Annotated in this window: 19 protein-coding genes; 5 read left to right on the top strand and 14 right to left on the bottom strand. The window is 70.7% G+C overall.

Going from position 1 to position 20,641, the window contains the following annotated elements; genetic code table 11:
- Nucleotides 1-23 precede the first annotated feature (23 nt).
- From EER30_RS10055 to EER30_RS10080, 6 genes are all read right to left on the bottom strand, one after another.
- A complete protein-coding gene (locus tag EER30_RS10055) occupies nucleotides 24-2,387 on the bottom strand; it encodes a glycoside hydrolase family 65 protein (RefSeq protein ID WP_127500047.1) in 2,364 nt (787 codons plus the stop codon).
- 64 nt (nucleotides 2,388-2,451) lie between these two features.
- A complete protein-coding gene (locus EER30_RS10060; protein WP_127500048.1) occupies nucleotides 2,452-3,192 on the bottom strand; it encodes a beta-phosphoglucomutase family hydrolase in 741 nt (246 codons plus the stop codon).
- Between the two features lie 87 nt (nucleotides 3,193-3,279).
- A complete protein-coding gene (locus EER30_RS10065; RefSeq protein ID WP_164842271.1) occupies nucleotides 3,280-3,792 on the bottom strand; it encodes an ATP-binding protein in 513 nt (170 codons plus the stop codon).
- 122 nt (nucleotides 3,793-3,914) lie between these two features.
- Complete coding sequence (locus tag EER30_RS10070; RefSeq protein ID WP_127500049.1) at nucleotides 3,915-5,216, bottom strand: ABC transporter ATP-binding protein; 1,302 nt, start codon at nucleotides 5,214-5,216, stop codon at nucleotides 3,915-3,917.
- Nucleotides 5,217-5,351: 135 nt separating this feature from the next.
- Nucleotides 5,352-7,520 (bottom strand): bifunctional glycosyltransferase/CDP-glycerol:glycerophosphate glycerophosphotransferase, encoded by a 2,169-nt coding sequence (locus EER30_RS10075; protein WP_127500050.1) that lies wholly within the window; start codon nucleotides 7,518-7,520, stop codon nucleotides 5,352-5,354.
- On the bottom strand, nucleotides 7,517-9,367 hold the full coding sequence (locus tag EER30_RS10080) for a DUF5941 domain-containing protein (protein ID WP_127500051.1): 1,851 nt from the start codon (nucleotides 9,365-9,367) through the stop codon (nucleotides 7,517-7,519). Before EER30_RS10080 ends, EER30_RS10075 begins: the two co-directional genes overlap by 4 nt.
- A 234-nt stretch (nucleotides 9,368-9,601) precedes the next feature.
- On the opposite strand from EER30_RS10080, the gene EER30_RS10085 reads away from it, so the two are divergent.
- Nucleotides 9,602-9,784: a PspC domain-containing protein gene (locus tag EER30_RS10085; RefSeq protein ID WP_127500272.1), complete on the top strand. Its 183-nt coding sequence runs from the start codon at nucleotides 9,602-9,604 to the stop codon at nucleotides 9,782-9,784.
- A 59-nt stretch (nucleotides 9,785-9,843) separates the two neighbouring features.
- On the opposite strand, the gene EER30_RS10090 is transcribed toward EER30_RS10085, so the two are convergent.
- The 7 genes from EER30_RS10090 to pdxH all read right to left on the bottom strand — a co-directional run bounded on the left by EER30_RS10090 (nucleotide 9,844) and on the right by pdxH (nucleotide 15,742).
- The gene (locus EER30_RS10090; protein ID WP_127500052.1) at nucleotides 9,844-10,614 is read right to left on the bottom strand and encodes a DUF4230 domain-containing protein; all 771 of its coding nucleotides are present in this window, start codon (nucleotides 10,612-10,614) and stop codon (nucleotides 9,844-9,846) included.
- Between the two features lie 42 nt (nucleotides 10,615-10,656).
- Complete coding sequence (locus EER30_RS10095) at nucleotides 10,657-11,823, bottom strand: acyl-CoA dehydrogenase family protein (RefSeq protein WP_127500053.1); 1,167 nt, start codon at nucleotides 11,821-11,823, stop codon at nucleotides 10,657-10,659.
- Between the two features lie 23 nt (nucleotides 11,824-11,846).
- Nucleotides 11,847-12,143, bottom strand: coding sequence for a type II toxin-antitoxin system VapB family antitoxin (locus EER30_RS10100; RefSeq protein WP_127500054.1), 297 nt, complete (start codon nucleotides 12,141-12,143; stop codon nucleotides 11,847-11,849).
- Between the two features lie 75 nt (nucleotides 12,144-12,218).
- Nucleotides 12,219-12,857: a nitroreductase family protein gene (locus EER30_RS10105; RefSeq protein ID WP_127500055.1), complete on the bottom strand. Its 639-nt coding sequence runs from the start codon at nucleotides 12,855-12,857 to the stop codon at nucleotides 12,219-12,221.
- On the bottom strand, nucleotides 12,857-13,777 hold the full coding sequence (locus EER30_RS10110; RefSeq protein WP_127500056.1) for an aldose 1-epimerase family protein: 921 nt from the start codon (nucleotides 13,775-13,777) through the stop codon (nucleotides 12,857-12,859). The genes EER30_RS10105 and EER30_RS10110 overlap by 1 nt, the downstream gene beginning before the upstream one ends.
- Nucleotides 13,778-13,787: 10 nt before the next feature.
- On the bottom strand, nucleotides 13,788-15,119 hold the full coding sequence (locus EER30_RS10115; RefSeq protein WP_127500057.1) for an MFS transporter: 1,332 nt from the start codon (nucleotides 15,117-15,119) through the stop codon (nucleotides 13,788-13,790).
- Entirely contained in the window at nucleotides 15,116-15,742 is a 627-nt protein-coding gene (gene pdxH, locus EER30_RS10120) for a pyridoxamine 5'-phosphate oxidase (protein WP_205650177.1), read from the bottom strand. Before pdxH ends, EER30_RS10115 begins: the two co-directional genes overlap by 4 nt.
- 214 nt (nucleotides 15,743-15,956) lie before the next feature.
- Between pdxH and EER30_RS10125 the strand changes: the two genes are divergently transcribed.
- From EER30_RS10125 to thpR, 4 genes are all read left to right on the top strand, one after another.
- The gene (locus tag EER30_RS10125; protein WP_432417524.1) at nucleotides 15,957-17,054 is read left to right on the top strand and encodes a citrate synthase 2; all 1,098 of its coding nucleotides are present in this window, start codon (nucleotides 15,957-15,959) and stop codon (nucleotides 17,052-17,054) included.
- 11 nt (nucleotides 17,055-17,065) lie between these two features.
- Entirely contained in the window at nucleotides 17,066-18,172 is a 1,107-nt protein-coding gene (gene serC / locus EER30_RS10130; protein ID WP_432417527.1) for a phosphoserine transaminase, read from the top strand.
- 279 nt (nucleotides 18,173-18,451) lie between these two features.
- Nucleotides 18,452-19,534 carry a septation protein SepH gene (gene sepH / locus EER30_RS10135; protein WP_127500061.1) on the top strand — a complete coding sequence of 361 codons (1,083 nt, stop codon included), beginning with the start codon at nucleotides 18,452-18,454 and terminating at the stop codon, nucleotides 19,532-19,534.
- Nucleotides 19,535-19,539: 5 nt separating this feature from the next.
- Nucleotides 19,540-20,010 carry an RNA 2',3'-cyclic phosphodiesterase gene (thpR, locus tag EER30_RS10140; protein ID WP_255436559.1) on the top strand — a complete coding sequence of 157 codons (471 nt, stop codon included), beginning with the start codon at nucleotides 19,540-19,542 and terminating at the stop codon, nucleotides 20,008-20,010.
- Between the two features lie 185 nt (nucleotides 20,011-20,195).
- Here thpR and EER30_RS10145 read toward each other — a convergent pair whose 3' ends face one another.
- Nucleotides 20,196-20,621, bottom strand: a complete 426-nt coding sequence (locus EER30_RS10145) for a hypothetical protein (RefSeq protein ID WP_127500063.1) — start codon at nucleotides 20,619-20,621, stop codon at nucleotides 20,196-20,198.
- Nucleotides 20,622-20,641: the final 20 nt, after the last annotated feature.

The following is a 20,641-nucleotide window of genomic DNA, read 5'->3' on the forward strand; positions in this document are numbered from 1 at the left end:
GGGGCCTTTTTCGTGCGCCTTGATCAGCTCGTAGCGCGCCGCACCGGCGCGCGACCGGCCGGCTGGGTCGGCGCCGGACCGACCGGGAGCGGCGGCGGGATCGGCACGGTGACCGGCTTGACCTGGGTGACCTCGACCTCCTTGCCGTGGTGCGTGAGCACCAGGCGGGCCGAGCCGCCACCGTTGCGCAGCGAGTAGGTGACCTCCTCGGCGGTCACGTTCACCCGCAACCGCAGCCCGCGCCATAGCAGCGAGAACTCCAGGTTGTTGATACGGCTGGGCAGACGCGGCGCGAACGAGAGATGCCCGTTGAAGTCGCGCATGCCGCCCAGGCCGCCGACCAGCGACATCCAGGTGCCGGCCAGCGAGGCGATGTGCAGGCCGTCACGCGAGTTCTGGTGCAGGTCGTGCAGGTCCATCAGGGCGGCCTCGCCCAGATAGTCGTGCGCGAGCTCGAGGTGGCCGGTCTCGGCGGCGAGGACCGCCTGAACGCACGCCGACAACGACGAGTCCCGTACGGTCCGGGCGTCGTAGTAGGCGAAGTTGCGCGCCTTCTCCTCCGGGGTGAAGGCGTCGCCCCGCACGTACATCGCCATGACCAGGTCGGCCTGCTTGATGACCTGCTTGCGGTAGAGATCGAAGTACGGGTAGTTCAGCAGCAGCGGGTAGGCCTCGGGCGGGGTGTTCTCGAAGTCCCACTCCTGCAGCCGCGTGAAGCCCTCGGACTGCTGGTGCACGCCCAGTTCCTTGTCGAACGGGATGTGCACCGACGCCGCCGCGTCCCGCCAGCTCGCCGTCTCCTCCTCGTCCACGCCCAGCTTGCGGGCGAGGTCGGGGTGGCGCTTGGCCGCGTCGGCCGCGGTCATCATGTTCAGCTGGGCCATCAGGTTGGTGTAGACGTTGTCGTCGACGACCGCGGTGTACTCGTCCGGGCCGGTCACACCGTCGATGTGGAAGCGCCCGTGCCGGTCGTGGTGACCCAGCGAGCGCCACAGCCGCGCGGTCTCGACCAGCAGCTCGAGGCCGACCTCACGCTCGAAGTCGTAGTCGCCGGTCGCCTGCACGTAGCGGCGGACCGCGTCGGCGATGTCGGCGCCGATGTGGAAGCCCGCCGTGCCGGCCGGCCAGTAGGCCGAGCACTCCTGCCCGCGGATGGTGCGCCACGGGAACGCGGCGCCCTGCAGGCCGAGCGTCTGCGCCCGCTCCCGGGCCAGATCGAGCGTCGAGTGCCGCCAGCGCAGCACGTCGGCCGCCGCGGCCGGCTGGGTGTAGGTCAGGGCCGGCAGCACGAACGTCTCGGAGTCCCAGAACGTGTGACCGTCATAACCCGGGCCGGACAAGCCCTTGGAGCCGATCGGGCGCTGCTCGGCCCGGGCGCCGGCCTGCAACGTGTGGAAGAGGCCGAAGCGGACCGCCTGCTGCACCTCGGGGTCGCCCTCGACGCGTACGTCGGAGTGGTCCCAGAAGGCGTCCAGGTAGTCGCGCTGAGCCTCGACCAAGCCCTCCCAGCCGTCCAGGCGGGCGCTGGCCAGCGCGGCGCCGACCTGATCGCGCACGGCGGGCAGCGAGCGGTGGCTGGACCAGCCGTACGCGGCCAGCTTGACCACGCGCAGCTTCTGCCCCGGCTCGAGCTTGCAGGCGACGGTCGTACGCAGCCAGTCGGGGTGGCCCTCGGTGGTCACCGCGTGCTTGCCGGACGCCTCGACCAGGTGCTCCATCGCCGCGGCCATGCGCAGATCGCTGGCCTTGGTGCGGTGCACCAGCAGTCCGCCGGTGCGCTGCTCGAGCACCTCTTCCGACTGCAGCGGGTGGTCGAGCACGGCCGCGACCCGCGGGTCCTTGCTCATCGGCGGGAGCTGCTCGTTGGCGACCAGCTCAGACTGCAGGATCAGGCGGGTGGCGGCGTCGAGCGCCTCGACCTCGTACAGGAAAGCGACGACCGAACGCTGGGTGAAGGAGACCAGGCGCACGGTGCGGACCCGGATGGCCTGGCCGGAGGGCGAGACCCACTCGACGTTGCGCTCGAGCGTGCCGGCCCGCAGGTCGAGCACCCGCTCGTGCGACCGCAACTCGCCGTAGCGCACGTCGAACGGCTCATCGTCGACCAGCAGCCGCATGAGCTTGGCGTTGGTGACGTTGACCATCGTCTGGCCTGACTCGGGGAAACCGTAGCCGGCCTCCGCGTACGGCAGCGGGCGAAGCTCGTAGAACGAGTTCAGATAGGTGCCCGGCAGACCGTGCGGCTCGCCCTCGTCCAGGTTTCCGCGTATCCCGATATGCCCGTTGGCCAGCGCGAACACCGACTCGGACTGGGCCAGCAAGTCCAGGTCGAGGCGAGTCTCCCGGATGTGCCAGGGGTCGACGGGATATGCCCGTTCACGGATCACGGTGGTGCCTCTCGGAAAAATCTGAAAGGAGGAAAGTCTTGAAGATATAAACGCTGATACGGGCTCAGCGCGTCAGCAGTTCGGACAGGTCGGTGACGACGATGTCGGCACCGTTGTCCAGCAGGGCCTGGGTCTGACCCACGCGGTCCACCCCGATGACGATCCCGAAACCGCCCGCGCGACCGGCGGCGACACCGGCCTGGGCGTCCTCGTAGACGGCACAGCTTTCCGGCGGCAGACCGAGCTGCTTGGCGGCGTAGAGGAACGTGTCGGGCGCAGGTTTCCCTGGCAAGTTTTCCTCACGGGCGGTGACGCCGTCCACGCGTACCTCTATGAGGTCCGCGATACCCGCCGCTTCGAGGACATCTTTGCAGTTGGCGCTGGCCGACACGACGGCCCGGCGCAGGCCCGCCTGCTTCGCGGCCTTCAGGTATTCGACCGAGCCCTCGTAGACCTGGACGTAGCCGTCTTTGATCTTCTGAAGGACGAGGAGGTTCTTCCGGTTGCCGATGCCGTTCACGGTCTGCTGGTCGGGACCGTCGTCCGGGGTGCCCTCGGGAAGGGTGATGTTCCGAGAGGCCAGGAAGGTGCGAACGCCATCGGCGCGTGGGCGGCCGTCGACATATCGGTGGTAGTCGGCGCCGGAGTCGAACGGCACGAATGCTTGCCCGTGCTGCACCGACCACGCTTCGAGGAAGGTGTCGAACGTCTGCTTCCACGCGGCATTGTGCACAAGAGCGGTTTGCGTGAGCACGCCATCAAGATCGAAGAGGCACGCTGTTACGTGAGGAGGTAGTCCGAGCACGCGCCCAATGTAGTCGCCCCCGGGCACCCGTGACCCCGGAAGGGCGGCTTCACGTCTCAACGGCGCGTTTACGCCCTGATCAAACTCCTATTTCCGGGCGGTGTCGCCCGGCGTGGCGAGCAAGATCCGCAACCCGACCGTGGTACCGATCGGGCCGGTCGCCACGGTGACCTCGTCGCACAGCTGCTGGGCCAGCCAGAGGCCGCGGCCGCCCACCTCGAAGGCCTCGGGCACCTCGAGATCGGTGAGGAAGCGCGCGGGGATGCCGGAGCCGGAGTCGGTCACCGTGCACCAGGCGGAAGGCCCGGCGACCCGGAGCAGCAGCCGTCCGCTGCCGCCGGCGTGCAGAACAACGTTGGTGACGACCTCGTTGACGGCGAGGACGAAGCCGTGCAGGCGGTCACCGGCGAGCCCGGCGGCGGACAGCCGGGACGACACCTCATGGCGCACGAGCGTGATGTCGTCGCGGCCGAAGAGACGGTCGAGCAGCCGGCCCGAGCTCGTCGGGATCGGCTCGGCAAGGACCCTCGGCGAGGCACCGGACTCCACCGGCTCCGCAACCGGAGCCGGCCGCACCCCCTGCTTCACTGTCTCCTCCACCGACGTGCAGCCTACGCGGTGTGGCGCCTCAGTGGCACCACGCGTCTGCGATTCAGCTTGGGAAGTGCCCACTCGCGAGGACGGGCCGGTACCGTCGATACGCAAGCGGAGCGGTATCGCTCTCAGCGCCAACCGACGTCGATGCGATCGCCGCGTTCGTCGAAGAAGTGGAGCGCGTCCATCCGCACGGCGACCGAGAGCGGGTGCCCCGACGTGACCGGCGGATAGGGCGCGAGCCGCACCCCCAGCTCGGCCGGGCGCCGGTGGTGGCGCCCCGGGTCGTTCAGCACGCTCTGCCGCTCGGGCCGGCGGTGCTGGGCGACCGAGCCGTTCGACCGGCCGGTGAGCCGTTGGAGGGCCCCGCCGATCCGCTTGAACGCTCCGTTCGTGGGCGTCACCTCGCTGCGCTCCCGGCCGCCCATCTCGTCGATGACGATCGCCGTGGCGCCGATGTCGAGGAACGCCAGCGACTCGTGCCCGTGGTGCTCGAGATGGCGGATGCGGCCGCGCAGCACGTCGCCCGGCACGTCCGGGGCGACCGGGGTGAGCGCCTCGGCTCGCATGCCGACGACGATCCGCTCGCCGTGATAGTGCGACACCGCCCGCGCCCGCAGGTCGTTCCACGGCAGGTAGAGCGCCTGCTCGCCGAAGTTCAGCTCGATGTAGCGCTCGAGGTGCACGAAGACGGAGGCCTCGAGGAGGTTCATCCGCGGCGCACCGAGGAACGCCGCCACATAGAGGGTCGCCGGCCGCCCGTACACCTCGGTGGGGGTGCCGACGTCCTGAAGCACGCCCTTGCGCATGATCGCGACCCGGTCGGCCATGGTGAGCGCCTCGGCCTGGTCATGGGTCACGTACATGGTGGTGACGCCGAGCTCGCGGGTCAGACTGGTGATCTCGGTGCGCAGCTCGGCCCGCAACCCGCTGTCCAGGTTGGAGAGCGGCTCGTCCATCAGGAACAGGCCCGGCCGCCGCACGATGGCCCGGCCCATCGCGACCCGCTGCCGCTGGCCGCCGGAGAGCTGGCTCGGCTTGCGGCGCAGCACGTCGCCGATGCCCAGAGCGGAGGCCACGTCGCCGATCCGCTCCCCGCGCGGGACGGGCTCGATGCCCGAGAGCTTGAGCGGGAAGCCGATGTTGTCGCCGACCGTCATGTGCGGATAGAGCGCGAAATCCTGGAACACCATGGCGATGCTGCGGTCGCGAGGGGCCAGCTCGAGAACCGGGTCGCCGTTGAGCAGGATGTCGCCCTCGGACGGGTCCTCCAGGCCGGCGATCATCCGCAGGACCGTGGACTTGCCGCAGCCGGACGGGCCGAGCAGCACCAGGAACTCGCCGTCGTCCACGTCCAGGTTGACGTGGTCGACGGCGATCGTGCCGTCGGGCCACACCTTGGTGACGTCCTTGAGCGAGACGGTCGACACCGCCTACCTCCCCTGCCGGGCAACCTCAATGTGATCCCGGTCGCATTACGGCCAGGCAATCGGCCCTAATTTGACGAGGAGTATCGATGTCACACCATCGGGTGAACGTGCCATTTGCGCTGTGTGACCGAGTAGTTACGGATTACCGTCCAAGAAGACCCGGCGTACGACCCTCTCCGCGGCACGACCGTCGTCGAGCGCGCAGAAACGCGCCCGGAACGCCGCGCGGGCCGCCGTCGACGCTCCATCCGCGTAACCGCCGTCGCTGAACAGCCCGACCAGGGTCGCGTAATCGGTGGCCACCGCACCCGGCGGCTCGGCGAGCAGGTCGAAGTAGGTCCCACGGATGTCGCGGTAGACCGGCCAGTCCGGCGCGAAGATCACGATCGGCCGGTCGAGCACCGCGAAGTCGAACATCGCCGACGAGTAGTCGGTGAGCAGCACGTCGGCGGCCAGGTAGAGATCCTCGACCACCGGGTGACCGGAGACGTCGACGACCCGTCCGTCGGCTATCGGCGCCGGGGTCGCGGCGTCGGCCGGAACCGCGAAGTAGTGATCGCGGACCAGCAGCACCGTGTCGGGCCCGAGGGCGCCGGCCAGCCGCTCGGCGTCGAGCACGTGGCGCCCGGCGGGCAGCCACTCCCGATGGGTCGGCACATAGAGCACGACCCGCCGGCCGGGCGGCAGACCCAGGCGCTCACGGGCGGCGGCGCTGTCGGCGGCCGACGCGACGGCCAGCCGGTCGTTGCGCGGGTAGCCCACCTCAAGCGTCTCGTACGAGCACGGGTAGGCCGAGGCCCACGCGACCGTCGTGTGCGCGTTGGCCGTGACGCTGAAGTTCCAGCGGTCGGCCCGGCGCATCTGGCCCTTGAAGTCGGCGTCGCGCACGGCCGCGGGGTGGTCCACCTGGTCGGCGCCCATCTTCTTCAGCGGGGTGCCGTGGTGGGTCATGACGTGTGTGGTGCCGCGCCGCTTGACCATCCGATTGGGCCAGTTGACGTTGTTCACCAGGAACCGGGCGCGCGCGAGGGCCCGGTAATAGGCGAACGAGCCCGCCACCACATGATCGGTGCCCGGCGGCAGCGCGCCGGCCCGGGCCGCGTTCACGACCCAGACGTGGCGCACATGCGGGGCCATCTCGGCGGCCTTCGCCGCGATCGCGGCCGGGTTGCAGCTCACGCCGCGGTACCAGTAAGCGGCGTAGAGCGCGAGCGACCGGTCGACCGGCAGGCGCAGCTGCGCCCGGTAGTAGAGATGAGCGGCCGCCTGCCGGGCCCGGCGCAGCACCGCCTTGCCGGTCTTGCGTACCGACCGCTTGGTCTTGCGCACGTTGCGCTGGGCGAAATCGAACAGGCGCATCCACCGGTACGAGCCACGCGCGATCGACCGGTAGCGCACGCCCTCGGCACCGGCCGGCATCGGGTAGCCGCCGGACGGAAGGTACTGCTTGTACATCTCGGTCATGCGCCGGAAGAACCGGGCCCGTGACTTGCGCGGCACCCGGGTGTCGTGGCGCAGCACCCGCAGGAAGTGCCAGATCATGCGGCGGAAGAGCAGCCCGCGGACCTCGTCGTTGGGCGTCGCGTACTTGGCCGCGAGCGCGAGGGCGTGCTCCCAGTGGTCGAAGACCTCGAAGTGACGGTCACCGACCGTACGGGTGATCGCGCCCGTACGGCGCTGCCGGTAGTGCACGCAGGTGCGCGGCAGGGTGCTGATCCGCGGGGCGGCGAGCAGCACGGGGAAGGTGAACGACACGTCCTCGTACCACCCGGATTCGAAGACGAACCCGAGGCGCTGCAGAAAATCGCGCCGGACGATCTTGTTCCAGGCCACGTGCAGGACGTTGAGGACGCGCGGCCACTCCTCGACCGAGAAGACGTCAGGCGCGTCGGCGAACACCTTGCGGGCCGAGCCGGGCTGCACCGGGCCGTCCCAGTGCACCCGGTCCCAGCCGACGATCAGCACGTCGGCGTCGGTCGCCCGCAGCCGCTCGGCCACGGCGGCCAGCGAACCGTCGGACAGCCAGTCGTCGGAGTCGACGAACCACACGTACTCGCCGGTGGCGTGCTCAAGACCGAGGTTGCGGGCACGGCCCAGCCCCAGGTTCTCGGGGGCGGTCACCACCCGTACGCGGGGGTCGCGGGCGGCGTATTCGGCCAGGATCTCACCGCTGTGGTCGGGCGACCGGTCGTCGACCGCGACGACCTCGAAGTCGGTGAACGACTGGCTCAGCAGCGAGTCGAGGCACTGCCGGAGGTAGCCCTCTACCTTGTAGACGGGCAGGACGATGCTGAGGAGCTTCACGGGCGGGTGCCACCTGTCCGCCAGTCGGCGATCGCGTTGATCAGGAAGGTGCCGCCGACGAGGACGGCCAGAACCACCATGCCGGCGGTCGGAACACCGGCCAGCGCGGCCGCGGCCAGCAGCACCACGCGGCCGTCCCAGCCGAGCGGGTCCCCGGTCGCCCGGCCGGCCGGAGCGCCCTTCTCCATGCGCGCCACCAGGTCGTAGTGGTGCAGGGTCAGCATGAAGACGAGCAGGAAGACCACCGGCGTCGGGGCCGGACCGGAGAGGCCGACGGCCGCCACGAACAGGTACTCGGCAGCGCGCAGGAAGGCCGGGATCAGCCAGTCGAGCGGGCCGCCGTGCCGCGACCGGGCGGGCAGCCCCGCACCGAGAACGATCAGGGCCACGACCGCGAGCAAGATCTTCGCGGGCGGCTCGGCCCAGCCGGCGAGCAGGGCGACCACCAGGGCCAGCGCGGCGACCGCGGCGAGAGCGGCGAAGGCGAGCGGCGCCGGCAGCTTGGCCCGGCTCAGCACCCGGCGCACCAGCAGGCCGTCGTCGCGGAAGCGCGAGGTGTCCACCGTGTCGAGCACGCCGACGCGCATGCTCAGCGCCCGCAGCGAGCGCAGGGCCAGCGTGTAGGCGAACGCGACGAGCCCGCAGATGACCGTGCCGGCCAGCGCGATCCGCCCGTTGGTGAAGATCGCCAGCACGGAGAGCAGCGCCCACCGCTCACCGATCGGGAAGACCACGATCCGCTTCAACCAGTACGCCACCGAGCCCGTGTCGCCCTGCACGCGGGTCGAGGCGGCGCTCAGCCGGGCGCCGACCCCACCCGCGGCCTGCGGACGGGGACGGGAGGCGGCCTCGTCGTGCAGCGCGCCGTACCAGGCGTCGGTCATGTGCCGCACGGTCTGCAACACGATCGCGGTGATGGCCAGAGGCCAGGCGTACGGCAACCCGATGCGCTCGGCCCCCGCGGCGAGCCCGGCATAGGCCGCGTACTCCTTCGCGCGGTCGGCCATCGTGTCGAGCCAGCCGCCGAACGCGCCGAACCGCCGCGTGTAGCGGGCGAGCTGACCGTCGACGCAGTCGAGCACGAAGCCCAGGTAGAGCAGGATGCCGCCGGCGATCATGGCGGGCCGGGACGCCTGCCAGAACGCGAGCGCGGCCGCCACGGCGAACAGCACCGAGATCGCGGTGACGCCGCTCGGGGTCAGGCGCAGCCGGGCGGAGGCCTTGGTGACGATCGGCGACCAGGTGCTGACGGCGTAGGTCGTGAAGAAGTCGTCCTTCTCCTTGACGGCCATGCGCAGCCGGGCCCGGTCTTCGTCGACGGCGGCGACCTCGGCGCGGGCCCGGCCCAGCTCGGCGGCGTCGTGCACCAGCTCGGCCCGCAACAGCCGCAGCGGGGTGGCGACCGGCACCAGACCGGCCTCGAGCAGCGCGGCGAACACGTCGGGGCGGTCGGCGACCTTGGCCAGCACCGGCAGGTCGGCGGGGGCGACGCAGATCGCGCCGCCGTAGCGCACGGTGCCGGGTCCGTCGGTCGCGGGCAGCACCTTGCCGCGGTCGTCGCTCAGATCACCGGCCGGGTCGGGGACGACCAGGGCGGTGGTGCGGCCGGCGGGCTCGGTCGCCAGCATCCAGAGCAGGCTGGGATGGGCGACCAGGTTGTCGGCGACGACCAGCACGGGCTCGTGGGACTGCTCGGCGCGCTCGACGACGTGGCGCAGGCCGGCCGGGCCGCGTTCGACCTCGGTCGCGCCGGCCGCCCGCAGCGCGGCGGTGAGCTCCTCGGCGAGAGGGGCTGCGTCGGCGGGCTCGAGGGTATTGCCGGTGCTGGTCAGAACGGCCAGCGTCACCGGAGAGTCACCGGCTGCCTCCTAGGGCGCGAGTGGCGTTGCCGGGCGGGTCTGCTCCGGGGCCGAAAACGGGACCCAGGTTAACAGCGAATGGCTTAGGGGTACGGGTCACCCTTACGGGAGCCGAGCCGCCCATCTCCACCTACGGACCGAGGGCAGACGGTCACCCTGTGCATACCGTCGAAGAGGAACCGGCGAAACCGCCGGAACCTTCAATGAAGGAGTGACGTGACCTTGACTCGCCGACTCGCTCGCCCCCGGGACGACCGCTGGATCGCCGGTGTCTGCTCCGGCCTGGCCCGCCGCTTCGGCGTCTCCCCCGGCATCATGCGACTGATCTTCGTCGTCTCCTGCCTGCTGCCCGGCCCGCAGTTCGTGCTCTACCTGATTCTCTGGGCCCTGCTCCCCAACGAGTAACCGGCAGTTGACCACCGGGCGCTGCCGGCCCCGCCCCGCGGCCGACGGCGCCCGGTTCCTTACGGCTGGTCGAAGGTGACCGTGACCGTGCTGTAGCCGAGGCGCGTGAACAGGCTCTGCAGCATGCGCTCGGTGTTCTGCCGGGCCCGCTCGTCGAGCCCGCTGGCCCGGGCCGCCTCGGTGATGCGCTGCTGGGCCAGGGCGTAGACCTGCTGCTGCTTGCCAGGGTCGCTGCGGAAGGCGTCGCCGATGCGGTTGAACAGGCCGCGCTCCTCGGCCACGACGTAGCTCTTCTGCATGTCGAGCGCCGCGTTCGACTGCTGCGGCGGCGGCAGCGTGATCGTCACGGTCATCGCTTCGTTGTCGACCTTGACCGCGTTGTCGGCCAGGCCGCCGAACTCGACGTATTGCTCGACCGTGCCCGAGCCGACGAACAGCGTGCGCCGGTTGACCAGGAAGTCGGGGATGTTCTCCTTGCTTTCCTGCAGGTCGACGATGACCTGGAAGGTGCCGTCGGCCGCGACGTAGCGGCTGAGGTCGCGCATCGACTGCAGCAGCACCGGCTGGCTGCGGTCGGTCGTCTTGTCGGCGAACGGGTTGTCGAAGCTCGGCAGCACGTTTACCGCGCGCAGGCCGAGACACGTCGCGACCAGCAGCGCGAAGACGAAGAAGGTGAAGATCAGCAGACGGGCGAAGCCGCTGCCGCGAGGCTTCTCCGGAGTCGCCGGGGCAGCCGGCGGCTCGTTCGACACGGCCGGGTATTCGCTCGTCGGGTCTTCGACGGCGGCAGGGAGCGCGGGTGCCGGAGTGGCGTCCGGTGACTTGGCCATGACATCAAGGTACGAGGGGGGTACGACAATTGCAGCGCCGGCTCAGGCGAAAGCGTTGAGTCCGGTCAGCTTCTGGCCGATGACCAGCTGATGGATCTCGGAAGTGCCCTCGTAGGTGAGCACACTCTCCAAATTGTTCGCATGGCGCATAACGGGATATTCCCCACTGATCCCGTTGCCGCCGAGAATCGTGCGGCACTGCCGCGCGATCGCGATCGCCTCGCGCACGTTGTTGAGCTTGCCCACGCTGACCTGCTCGGGCCGCAGGTGCCCGGCCGACTCGCGCAGCCGCCCCAGGTGCAGCGCCAGCAGGAAGCCCTTCTGCAGCTCGAGCGTCATGTCGGCCAGCTTGGCCTGGGTGAGCTGGAACCCGGCGATCGGCCGGCCGAACTGCGATCGGGTGCCCGCATAGTCGAGCGCGACCTCGAGGCAGTCCCGGGCCGCACCCATCGAGCCCCAGATGATGCCGAACCGGGCCTCGGTCAGGCACGACAGCGGCGCCTTGAGCCCCCGCGCCTCAGGCAGCCGAGCACTGTCCGGAAGCCGGACGCCATCGAGGTTGATCTCGCCCGTGCTCGACGCGCGCAGCGACATCTTGTGCTTGATCTCGCGCGCCGAGAAGCCGGGCGTTTCCGTCGGCACGGCGAAGCCGGCCACGCCCTCCTCGGTGCGGGCCCAGATCACCGCCACGTCGGCCAGCGGCGCGTTCGTGATCCACATCTTGCCGCCGTCGAGCACCCAGTCGGCGCCGTCGCGGCGGGCACGGGTGGCCATGTTGGCCGGGTCGGAACCGTGGTCGGGCTCGGTCAGGCCGAAGCAGCCGATCAGCTCGCCGGCCGCCATGCCCGGCAGCCAACGTTGTTTCTGCTCCTCGGAGCCGAAGCGCCAGATCGCGTACATGGCGAGCGAGCCCTGCACGCTGACCAGCGAACGCACACCGGAGTCGGCCGCCTCGAGCTCCATGCAGGCCAGGCCGTAGGAGACCGCGGACGCCCCGGCGCAGCCGTAACCGGTCAGGTGCATGCCGAGCAGGCCCAGCTTGCCGAACTCGAGGGCCAGCTCGCGCACCGGCACGTGGCCCGACTCGTACCACTCGGCCACGTGGGGGCGGACGCGGTCGTCGGCCACCCGGCGGACGAGAGCGCGGATGTCGCGCTCCTCGTCGGACAGCAACGTATCGACGTCGAGGAGATCCAGCGGAGCTGCCATGTCAGTCAACTTAACGTGGTGGCCTAGCTGTCGACGACCAATACGCGGGCGTGAATCTGGTTGCGCTGCTGCAGGGCGGCCCGCAGCGCGCGGTGCAGACCGTCCTCGAGGTAGAGGTGGCCCTGATATTCCACGACGTGCGGGAAGAGGTCGCCGTAGAACGTCGAGTCTTCGGCCAGCAGCTTGTCGAGGGCCAGCTCGCGCTTGGTGGTGATGAGGTCGGCCAGCCGGATGGGCCGCGGCGGGATCTCGGCCCAGGCCTTCAGGGTGGTGTGGTGATCGGGATACGGGGCACCGTCCCGGACCGCCTTGAAGATCACCGCTCCCCCTCCCTGTGCCGAACAGCGCAGAACCGAATCACACCGCAGTCAACCCTCAGCCTAGCCCGGCGTCCGTCACGCCGGTGCCGCAGTCCATCGGCCATGATGCACCACGTCGTCCACCGGACGGTGCCCCCGCTTGAGTGACGGAGACCTCTTGTCCGGTGCCCGATAGCCGACCGTCAGGGTGCCGATCGGGGTGTATTGCTCCGGCACCCCGAAGGCGTCCTTGAAGGTCTGCACCGCCGGCACCGGAACGCCGAAGAAGCAGGACGCCAGCTCCTCGTTGACCGCCGACAGGTGCATGAGCAGCGCGGCGAAGCCGGTGTCGATATCCCAGTAGGGCACCGGCCAGTGCGACTCGCTGCGGTCGGTCCAGCCCTTGTCGGGCTGGGCGTAACGCTCCAGATAGGCCGACTTGTTGGAGAGGGCCACGATGATCACCGGCGCGGTGCGCATGCGGGTGAGCCAGTCGCCCTTCCACGCCTCGTCGGTCTTGGCGTCGCCCAGGTCGCCGTCGGTGGTCGAGCTCCAGTAGAGGTCGCGGTCCTTCTGCTCGGTGAGCACGAGGAACCCCCAACCCTGCGAGAAACCGGCGCTGGGGGCCCGCAGACCGTGCCGGACGATCTTGTCGATCAGGTCGGGCTCGACCGGACGGTCCGGGTCGTAGCTGCGGATCATCCGCCGGCGACGGACGACCTCCTCGAACTCCATCAGGCCTTGATCCCCCACGAGGCGGTCCAGCGCTCGCCCGGCGCCAGCACGATCAGGTCGCGCCCGGTGCGGAACGAGTCGGGCGGGCAGGTCATCGGCTCGATCGCCACCGAGCGGCGGAACCGCTCGCCGTGCAGGGTGTCGCCCGTGAAGACCTGCCAGTAGCGGAACTTCTCGTCGGCCCAGACCACGATCTTGCGGTCGGAGGACGGGTCGGCGATGGTCACCTCGGTGATGCCGTCGGCGTCGTGCGTGATTTCGCCGAAGCTGGTGTCGAGCACCAGGTCACCGATGCGGCGGGGCTCGGTGAAGTCGTAGTCGGTGCCGGCGACCGCGGAGGCCCCGATCGGCAGCAGCCGGCCGTCGGCCACGATGCGCGTGCGGCCGGGCACGTGCAGCACCGTGTCGTTCACGCCGACACCGGGAAGCTGCAGGTAGGGGTGGACCGAGTAGCCCCAGGGCGCGTTCGACGGCGAGTTGTTGACGACCTCCTGGTCGCAGCGCAGCCCGGCGGCCGAGATCGACCACGTCGTACGCAGGGTCAGCCACCACGGGTAGCCGATCTGGGCCGGCACCTCGACCTCGAGGGTCAACGACGACGGCGTCTGCTCGACCAGCGACCAGCGACTCCAGTTGACCAGGCCGTGGATGGCGTTGTGCTTGGCCGGCTCGGTCAGCGGGAGCTGGTAGTCCTGCCCCTCGAACGTGTATTTACCGTCGCGGATGCGGTTGGGCCAGGGCGCCAGGATCTGACCGGCCGAGGCCGGGGAGAGCTCGTCCGCCTCGAAACCGTCGAGCACCGCGACATCGCCGACGGAATAGCCGCGCAGCACGCCGCCGACCTCCACGACGACGGCGCTCTGCCCGTCCGACTCGATGGACCACTGGGTGCCGGATTTCGCGGCAACGACACTCGTCATGGCTTGGACATTATCGGTTCGCCTCGTCGGGGTTGTCAGCCACGGGGGACGCGGGTGGCCGGTATCGCAGCAGGGCCGGGAACGTCGCTGCCAGCACGACCGCGAGTCCGGCGGCCGCGAAGCCTCCGCCCGCCCACGAGAAGGTCGTCGAGGAGAGCTCCGCCGTGCCGCCGGCGCGCAGGTCGCCGAGGCGCGGGCCGCCGGCGACCACCACCGTGAAGACCCCCTGCAGGCGGCCGCGCAGGTGGTCGGGTGCGTAGACCTGCAGGATCGACTGCCGGTAGACCGCGCTGACCAGGTCGGCCGCCCCGCCCACGGCCAGCAGCAGCACCATCAGCCACAGACTGTGGGCCAGGCCGGAGAGCCCGATGGCCACACCCCAGGCCACCACGGCGATGACCAGCGCGACGCCCTGGCGCTTGACCCGGCCGATCCAGCCCGAGGTCAGGCCGCCGACCACCGAGCCGATCGCGATCGCGGCGAACAGCCAGCCGACCGCCCAGTCCCCGCCGAACCGGTCGGCCGCCACCTCGGGGAAGAGCGCCCGGGGCATGGCGAAGACCATCGCGATGATGTCGACGGCGAACGAGAGCAGCAGCACCGGCTGGGTGACCAGGAACCGCAGGCCGTCCACCACGCCGCGCAGGCCCGCGCTGGGCTTGGGGGCGCCCGGCTCGTGCTCGACCGGCGGGATCGAGGGCAGTTTCCAGGTGGCCCAGAACGAGATCGTGAAGAGCACCGCGTCGACCAGGTAGGCGACGGTGACGCCGGTGCCCGAGCCGGCGACCGCGAAGATCAGGCCGGCCGCCAAGGGTCCGAGCACGCCGCCGGCTGTCGTGGTCGTATAGGCCAGCGTGTTCGCGGCCGGAACCAGGCCGCCCGGCACGATCCGCGGGATGATCGCCTGCCGGGTCGGCGTGCTGATCGCGAAGCCGGCCGACTGCACCGCGGTCAGCACCAGCAGCAACCACCCGCTGTTGACGCTGAACAGCGCCTGCACCAGCAGCCCGGCGGTCGCCAGCCAGGCCAGCATCGAGCTGGCCAGCAGCAGCTTGCGCCGGTCGACGACGTCGGCCAGGGCACCGCCCCACAGACCGAAGACCAGCAGCGGCACCAGACCGGCGATACCGAGCAGGCCGACCCAGGCCGAGGAGTGCGTGATCGCGTACATCTCGACCGGCACGGCCACGGAGGTGAACTGGAACCCGAAGAACGCGACGCCGTTGCCGATCCACATCCGCCGATAGGCCTTCACCCGCAGCGGGCGGATGTCGATCACCCAGGACTTGCGTTCACGCTCTTCGACGAGCTTCTCGGTGGATTCGACCGAGTCCTGGCTCACGGCGCCAGCCTCTCGACGACCCAAGAGCCTTCCCCCGTACGGCGGTAGCGCAGCCGATCGTGCAAGCGGTTGCTTCGCCCCTGCCAGAACTCGACCGTCTCGGGCGTCACCCGGAACCCGCCCCAGTGCTCCGGCGCCGTCACCGGACGGCCGGCGAAGCGCTGCTCAGCGGCGGCCAGTCCGGCTTCGACGGCATCCCGGTCGGGCAGCACCGACGACTGCGGACTGGCCCACGCCCCGAGCTGCGAGCCCCGCGGCCGCGACGCGAAGTAGGCCTCGGTCTCGGCCCGGCTCACCCGCTGCACCGCCCCGCCCACCAGCACCTGCCGTTGCATCGGGAACCACGGGAAGACCAGGCTCGCGTACGGGTTGCCGCCCAGCTCGCCGCCCTTGCGTGACGCATAGTTGGTGTAAAACACGAAACCACGCTCGTCGTACTCCTTGAGCAGGACCGTGCGCGCCGAGGGCCGCCCGTCCGGGGTCGCCGACGCCACGATCATCGCGTTCGGCTCGGGCAGCCCGAACGCGGCCGCGTCGGCGAACCAGGCCCCGAACTGGGTGTGCCAGTCCGCCGCGAGATCCGTCTCGAGCAGCGCGCCGCGCGCGGTGTAGTCGCGCCGCATGCTCGCGGGCGACGGTGGTTCGACTGTCACCAGGGCTCCTGCTTCCTTCGTCCGGCCGATCTTCGGCCGCAACGACCGTAAGTCGCTTCGGGCCACACGTCAGGTCGGTGAGGATGGGTGTCGCGGAGAGCACATCGCGGTGGGTCGACCGACGGTTACCCGGCGAGCAAGATGAAACACCTACAGCACGGGGTGGGAACACTCAGGGAGGATCGTGGCGGAATTGGATGACGTGGTCGCGTTCGAGACCGAGATCTCCGAGCCTGACGAGGCCGGTGGCGCGCTGCGATACCGCGGCGTCGACATCGAGGACCTGATCGGGCAGGTCTCGTTCGGCAACGTCTGGGGACTGCTCGTCGACGGCCTGTTCGGGCCGGGGCTACCGCCCGCCGAGCCGTTCCCGGTGCCGGTGCACTCCGGCGACATCCGGGTCGACGTGCAGTCGGCGGTCGCGATGCTGGCGCCCTACTGGGGACTCAACCAGCTCCTCGACATCGACGACGAGCAGGCCCGGCGCGACCTGGCCCGGGTTTCGGTCACCGCGCTCTCCTTCGTCGCCCAGGCCGCCCGTGGGCTGGGCCTGCCGGCCGTGCCCCAGAAAGACATCGACAAGGCCGAGACGGTCGTCGAGCGGTTCATGCGGCGCTGGCGGGGCGAGCCCGACCCGCGCCACGTCCGGGCCGTCGACGCCTACTTCATCTCCGCCGCCGAGCACGGCATGAGCGCCTCCACACTCACCACCCGCGTGGTCGCCTCGACCGGCGCCGACGTGGCCGCCTGCATCTCCTCGGGCATCGGCGCGCTCTCCGGCCCGCTCGACGGCGGCGCCCCCTCCCGCGTGCTGACCATGCTCGAAGACGTCGAGCGCAGCGGCGACGCCGAGGCGTACGTGAAGGGCGTCCTCGACCGCGGCGAGCGGCTCATGGGCTTCGGCCACCGGCTCTACCGCACCAGCGAAGACCCGCGCGCCCGGGTGCTGCGGCGCACGGCCCGCGAGCTGTCCGCCCCGCGCTACGAGGTGGCGGTGGCACTCGAGCGGGCCGCCCTGGCCGAGCTGGCCGCGCGCAAGCCCGACCGGCCACTGCCCACCAACGTGGAGTTCTGGTCGGCCGTGGTGCTCGACTTCGCCGAGGTGCCGGGCCACATGTTCAGCTCGATGTTCACCTGCGCGCGGGTGGCCGGCTGGAGCGCCCACGTGCTCGAACAGAAGCGTCTCGGCCGGGTCGTGCATCCGAGCGTCCGCTATGTGGGAGCCGCGCCCCGCAAGCCGCAGCAGGTCGAGGGCTGGGACGTGCTTCCGCATAATGTGTAGCCGTGACTGACATCCGCATCCCAGACGCACTCAAGCCCGTCGACGGACGCTTCGGGTCCGGCCCGAGCAAGGTTCGTCCCGAGGGTGTCGAGTCGCTGGCCGCGGTGTCCCGCACGTTCCTCGGCACGTCCCACCGGCAGAAGACGGTGAAAGACCAGGTCGCCCGTCTGCGGCGCGGCCTGGCCGAGTTCTTCGCCATGCCCGAGGGCTACGAGGTCGTCCTGGCCAACGGCGGCACCAGCGCGTTCTGGGAGGTCGCGACGTTCGGTCTCGTCCGCGAGAGGGCGCAGTTCGCCGAGTTCGGCGAGTTCGGGGCCAAGTTCGTCAAGGCCGTCACCGATGCGCCGTTCCTCGCCGGCCCGACCGTGCACCGCGCCCCCGGCGGTTCGGCGGCCTACCTCGCGGCCGAGGCCGGCGTCGACGTCTACGCCACCGTGCAGAACGAGACCTCGACCGGCGTCGCCGTCCCCGTCCGCCGGGTGGCGGGCGCCGACGAGGGTGCCCTGCTGCTCACCGACGCGACCTCCGGCGGCGGCAGCCTCGACGTCGACCTGCGCGAGACCGACGTCTACTACCTGGCCCCGCAGAAGGCGCTCGGCTCCGACGGCGGCATCTGGCTGGCCCTGATGTCCCCGGCCGCGATCGAGCGGGCCTTCGAGATCAAGCGGAGCGGCCGCTACATCCCGCAGTTCCTCGACCTGGTCACCGCGATCGAACAGTCCCGCCTGGAGCAGACCTACAACACTCCCGCGCTGGCCACGGTGTTCCTGGCCGCCGAGCAACTCGACTGGATGAATTCGCAGGGCGGCCTCCCCTGGGCCGTGAAGCGCAGCGCCGAGGGCGCCGCCGCGATCTACGGCTGGGCCGAGCGTTCCGAGTACGCGACCCCGTTCGTCACCGACCCCGCGCTGCGCTCGTCCGCGGTCGCCACCGTCGACTTCGTGGGGATCGACGCCACCGTCCTGGCCAAGGTGCTGCGGGCCAACGACATCGTGGACACCGAGCCCTATCGCAAGCTCGGCCGCAACCAGTTGCGCATCGCGCTCTATCCCACGATCGAGCCCTCCGACGTGACCGCGCTCACGGCGTGCATCGACTACGTCGCCGAGCGTCTCTGATCCAGCGCGCCCACCCACCACGGCCGCAGCTCGCCGGACGGCCTGAAGTTGCAGGTGGTCGCGGTGTAGGCCCGGTTGTGCCCTAATGCTTCTGGGTACTCGACGACCCGTACGTGTGCTGTTGATGGCTTTGAATTTTCAAGATCATCGCAGCTCAGCGAACTTCGACGGCGTGGCTTACCTCCATTAGGTGACCAAGGCGCGTACCGTGTTCCGAAACGCGCCCGGGTGGCTGACTCTCGGGAGCACGAGGCCAACGCGACGGGACGGAGGCAACGCATGCGGCCGGTACGCTTCGTCGCCCTCTCCGAGGACGGTCAGGCCATGGTGCTCGCCGACGAGGTCGGCCGGCTCCTGGCTCTCCCCATCGACGACCGGGTCACCGGCGCGGTCACCCACGACGGACAACCGGCATCGGGGGGTTCGGCGGTCGCCGTCATGTCACCCGACGCCCAGCCGTCGCTGTCCCCGCGCGACATCCAGGCCCGCATCCGCTCCGGCGAGTCCGCTGAAGACGTCGCCCGCATCGCCGGCGTGCCGGTCGACCGGGTGCTGCGCTACGCGGGCCCGGTGCTGCAGGAACGCGCCATGCTGGCCCAGCACGCGCGCCGCACCCGCCTCAAGACCTCCGACTCGGGCCAGCCGCTGGCCGAGGTCGTCGACAGCCGCCTGTCCCAGCACGGCATCGACAGCGAAAAAATCTCGTGGGACGCGTTCCGCCGCGAGGACGGCACCTGGCGCATCGTCGCCACCTGGCCGTCCGGCAAGGCGACCGCCCAGGCCATCTGGGACCTCGACAAGGGACGCCAGGTCGTCTCGCCGCACGACGACATGGCCCAATACCTGTGCGCCGAGCGTCCCACCCAGATCCTCGGGCAGGAACCGGCGCCGGAACGCGCCTCCTTCACCGAGCGGGGCGGCCACGGCCTGCCCGGCTCGTCCCGCGGGGGCTCCTCCGACCGCGGCCATGGCCTGCCGGCCGCCGAGACGCCGTCACGGTCCAACCGCGACCCGATCCGCGCCGGTCGTGACGCGCTGCTCGCCTCGCTCGACCGTCCGCTGAGCCCGTCCGGTGGCCGCAGCCTCGACGCGGGCCCGTCCGAGACGCCGCGCCGCCCGGTCGCCGGCGGTGCCGCCGCGCTGATGGGTGGCGGTTCCGGCTCGGCCTTCGACGAAGACGCCGACCTGCCCAAAGAGGTGCCGGCCGTGCCGTCGCTCGCGGTCCTGCGCCCCCGTCGCACGGTGGGCCAGGGCGGCCAGCAGCAGAACACCGAAACCGACGAGTCGAAGCCGCGCAAGCGCCTGCCGAGCTGGGATGACGTTCTGTTCGGCGGCGGTCCCGCGGCGCGCGAGTCGTCCTGAGCCGGCTGTTCGTCGCGGTCCTTCCGCCGCCTTCTTCGCTTGTCGCCCTGCGGGCTTCCCTGCCTTCGGGTTCCCGCCTCACCACCGCCGAGAAGTGGCACCTCACGCTTGTCTTCCTCGGTGAGGCGCCGCCCCAGCCTGTGGCCGCACTGCTCGCCGAGGTGCCTACGCCGGGGCCCTTCTCGCTGAGTCTGAGCGGTGGAGGACGGTTTGGAGCGGTGGCCTGGGCCGGAGTGGACGGAGACCTCGCGCGGCTCGGTGAGCTGCGCGACGGAGTGCGGGACGCGCTGACGCTGGGCGGCTTCCCCACCGACGACCGGCCGTTCCACCCGCATCTCACGGTCTCGTATCACCAGGACGCGGCTCTGCGTCAGGCGCTGGCGGGCTATGCCGGTGAAACTTTCGAGGTGACGTCCTTCGCGCTGATGGAGAGCGTGGACGGCCGATACGAGCAGATCGAGACGTGGCCGCTCTGACCCGGCCCGGCCTGGCACTGCGGCTCTGAGGCGCGGTTCGGCCCGGCTCTGCGGCCCGGCTTGGCTCTGCGGCCCGGCTTGGCACTGCGTCCCGGCTTGGCACTGCGTCCCGGCTTGGCACTGCGGGCCCGGCTTGGCATTGCGGCTCTGATCGCGCGCAGAGGCCGGCGAGTCGACCGCGCCGGTCAGCGCAGCTGCAGACCCGCGGCCTCCAGCGCCCCCTCGACCCGCACCCGCTCGATCTCGCGGTCGAAGCCGTCGAGGGGCCGCAGGTTCTCCGACACCCCCAGGCACTCGCAGGCCAGGCAGAGCCGTTCGTCGTAGGCGCGTAGCACCGAGGCCTGCCACTGCTCGGACTCGAGCGTCACCCCGCCCCGCCGCTGCCGGTGGAGGCGCCTCAGGTCGCGGGCGAGCCACTCGATCGGCGGCGGGGCCAGGCGGGCCAGGGCGACCGCCGGGTCGGTGTCGCAGATCGTCTGTTCGAGGCGCATCAGCGCACGAGCCTGAGCAGGGCACGCGCGTCTGCGGCGGAGCTCGTCTCTCCGCAGAACCACCGAAACCGCGTAGGGCACGGTCAGGGGAAGGACGAGCACCGCCGTAAGCACAGCCATGTGCGCGAGGGCCACGCTCT

Origin of the sequence: Actinoplanes solisilvae (assembly GCF_003999975.1) — a bacterium.
Classification (GTDB): domain Bacteria; phylum Actinomycetota; class Actinomycetes; order Mycobacteriales; family Micromonosporaceae; genus Actinoplanes; species Actinoplanes solisilvae.